The organism is Thermodesulfobacteriota bacterium (assembly GCA_040755095.1).
GTDB lineage: Bacteria > Desulfobacterota > Desulfobulbia > Desulfobulbales > JBFMBH01 > JBFMBH01.
In genome coordinates this window covers 1-2,949 of record JBFMBH010000235.1, presented here as the reverse complement: position 1 = coordinate 2,949, position 2,949 = coordinate 1, and the positions used below count along the sequence as shown (strand labels likewise).

Here is a 2,949-nt window from a genome sequence, read left to right as displayed (position 1 = left end):
CATCGACGGCCGGACGATCAGCTGGGACGACCTGGCCACCGCCTTGGGGCCCTACGAAGGGTGGGGCTTTCGCCTGGTGATCGAGGACCGCGTCCGCGACGTCCGCTCTGGGCGGTGCGGTAGAAATCCTCGTCCTGGAGGATCTCGATGACCCGCAGCAGAGAGTCGTTCTGGAGAAGGGCGGCGCCCAGGACGCACTGTTCCGCCTCCAGGTTCTGGGGGGGCAGGCGCAGGGCAGGCTCCGTCTTGCTGCCGGATTCCATGGCCAATTCCGGAGGACGGACAGGCAGGCGGGGCGGGCAGGGGGGCGGCAGCCGCCCCCTGCCCGGCGGCCAAGCTACTGGGCCAGGGGCTCGACCTGGACCTTGATCTCGGTCGAGACCTGGTAGCTGACCTTCACCGGCACGGTGAAAACCCCCAGGGTCTTCAGGGGCTCGGTGAGCAGGATCTTTTTGCGGTCGATGGCCAGGCCCATCTCGGCCAGACGGTCGGCGATATCGGCGGCGGTCACTGAGCCGTACAGCCGATTCTCCTCACCCACCCGCTGGCTGATGGTGATGGTCGCGCCGGCCAGGGCCTTGGCCAGATCCTCGGCCTCGGTGCGCAGGCGCTTCTTGCGGGCCTCGATGGCGGCCTTTTCTTGCTTGAGGACGGCCATGTTGGATGGGGTGGCCGCCACCGCCTTGTTCCGGGGCAGGAGATAATTGCGGGCGTAGCCAGGCTTGACGCGGACGATATCGCCCTCCTCGCCCAGGGTATCGATGGTTTCCTTCAGGATCAGCTCCATGACATTCCCTCTCGTGCGGTAAGACGCTCAAAGGCCAGGACCAGGGCCGTCAGAAGGCCGGCTGGTCCGGTCGGCTCCGGTTGCGGAAGTCAGCCCAGACATCGATGACGCCCAGGGCGGCAAAGAGGAGCATGCCGTAGGCCTCGACGAGCAGGACCAGATAGATAACGATCTTGACCGGCCGGGGCAGCCGCCAGCGGCCCAGCAGGAAGCCGGCAACCGCCAGCCCCTGGAGAAAATACAGCACCCCGGTCACGACCAACAGGTTGTGCCCCACCGTCGCCAGCTCCGGATGGGGCAGAATCACGAGGCTGCCGCCGGCGATGAGCAGCCAGATCAGCCCTTCCGGCAGCCGCCAGCGGGTGAACGGCGGCCAGGGTGCGCCGGCTGGCTGGCCCCGGCCCAGGAGCCAGTTGCCCAGCACCAGGTTGGCGAATACCGTCACCAGCAGGCTGGCAGCGAGAATCGCCGGCAGGAGGCGCGGCAGCACAACCTGCAGGCGATCCCGGGCCTGGGCCATGGCGGCGACCATTTCCGGCGGCAGCTCGCCAGCCTCGGTGAAGGCGGTGTAACCGGCCTCCAGCTCCTGATCGACCACCTCCAGGAGCCTTATGTACGGGTTCTGGCCGGTGGCTGCTGCGAAAACCCCTGCCATGGCGAGCCAGAGCACCGCCAGGAGCAGCGCACCTTCGAACAGGGTCCGGGATACCGATCGCCCGGCCTGTCCCGCCTGGTACAGAAGCATCCCCAGGGGCAGGAACAGAAAGGACACCGCCAGCTCGGCCAGGCTGCCCAGGAGCGCCCCCACCCCCAGGGCCACGAGCACGGCGTTGCGCACGATCGCCCCGCCCAGCTGCCGGCCCCGCCGGGCCAGAAAAAAGAGCACCGGCAGCGGCAGCAAGGGGGATAACAGTCCCGAGCCCCCGGGCACCAGGACCGGCAGGAGCAGACAGGCGGCCGCTACACCGGTACCCAGGCCCAGACCCCAGCGCGCCGTGGGTTGGTCATTAACCAGGGCCATGGGCCAGGGCCTGCGGCCAGCTTAGGGCTGGAAAAGGCCGGCGTACGGCAGAAGGGCGATCTGGCGTGCCCGCTTGATCGCCTCGGTGACCTGCCGCTGGTGCTTGGCGCAGTTGCCGTAGATGCGGCGGGGAATGATCTTGCCCCGCTCGGTGACAAAATGGCGCAGGGACTTGGGGTCCTTGTAATCGATCTGCAAGGTCTTGTCGGCACAGAAACGGCAGACCTTGCGGCGTCCGAAGAACTTCTTGGCCATGACGGGCTCCTCTTGCGTGTTCCTCAAGGATGGGCGCCAGGACGGGCGGCGGATCGACTCCTGCCGCACCGGGCGCCGGTGGGCTTCCGGACGACGGGCCGCCCCGGGGGCGGCGGGCGCTTAAGCCTCGGCCGTGACACTCTCCTGGCCTGCTGCCTCGGCCTCGGTGCCGGCCTCGGTCTCGGCCGGGGCCTCGACCTCGGGCGCCGGCGGATCCGGCACATAGCGGTCCTGGAGCTTGACGGTGAGGAACTTGAGCACCTGGTCGTCGATCTTGAGGATGCGCTCGATCTCCGCCACGGTTTCGGGCTGGCCAGTGTACTGGGTATAGACGTAGATCCCCTGGCTCTGCTTCCGGATGGGGTAGGCGAGCTTCTTGAGACCCCAGCGCTCGGCCTTGAGCACCTCGCCGGAGACGGCGCCGATGATGCCGGCGACCCGCTCCTGGAGCCCGGTAAGGGGCTCCTCGCCGATGCTGGGCCTGGCGATAAGAATGGTTTCGTACCTGCGCATGGCTTCCTCCTTGTGGACGTGGAAAAGGCCCTCGCTTCCCGAATGCGCGACGAGAGCAAGGAGGGACGAAAGTGAAGTCGCTATGCTTACCACAGCCCCCGAACAGCGTCAATGGCTTTGCCGGCGGCTCTGGATATTCGATAACCGGGTAGCGCGACGAGCCGGTAGGGAGGACATGCAGCCCTTGCAGTGCCGGGACTGGTGGGAGGTGTGCCTCTGTCCGGGAGCGGAGGCTGGTTGGGAAGGGGCGGGAGGTCTGGCGCGGCTGTCGGTCGGCGGAGATCGACGGCTGGGAGAGTCAGAAGAGGGAGCAGTCCTTGGCGCGCTCAGCACGGAGGCGTTGGCGGTTTGCGTCGGTCAGGCAGATAATCCC

5 protein-coding genes are annotated in these 2,949 nt (G+C 67.4%); all 5 read right to left on the bottom strand.

From position 1 onward, the window contains the following. Window positions 1-17: 17 nt before the first annotated feature. The 5 genes from AB1634_19245 to rpsF all read right to left on the bottom strand — a co-directional run bounded on the left by AB1634_19245 (window position 18) and on the right by rpsF (window position 2,576). Complete coding sequence (locus AB1634_19245) at window positions 18-263, bottom strand: DnaB-like helicase N-terminal domain-containing protein (protein ID MEW6221649.1); 246 nt, start codon at window positions 261-263, stop codon at window positions 18-20. Window positions 264-337: 74 nt separating this feature from the next. Next, window positions 338-787 carry a 50S ribosomal protein L9 gene (gene rplI / locus AB1634_19240; GenBank protein ID MEW6221648.1) on the bottom strand — a complete coding sequence of 150 codons (450 nt, stop codon included), beginning with the start codon at window positions 785-787 and terminating at the stop codon, window positions 338-340. 49 nt (window positions 788-836) lie between these two features. After that, window positions 837-1,808: a DUF2232 domain-containing protein gene (locus tag AB1634_19235; GenBank protein MEW6221647.1), complete on the bottom strand. Its 972-nt coding sequence runs from the start codon at window positions 1,806-1,808 to the stop codon at window positions 837-839. A gap of 21 nt (window positions 1,809-1,829) precedes the next feature. Continuing rightward, window positions 1,830-2,063: a 30S ribosomal protein S18 gene (rpsR, locus tag AB1634_19230; protein MEW6221646.1), complete on the bottom strand. Its 234-nt coding sequence runs from the start codon at window positions 2,061-2,063 to the stop codon at window positions 1,830-1,832. A 120-nt stretch (window positions 2,064-2,183) separates the two neighbouring features. Next, a complete protein-coding gene (gene rpsF / locus AB1634_19225; GenBank protein ID MEW6221645.1) occupies window positions 2,184-2,576 on the bottom strand; it encodes a 30S ribosomal protein S6 in 393 nt (130 codons plus the stop codon). Window positions 2,577-2,949 lie beyond the last annotated feature (373 nt).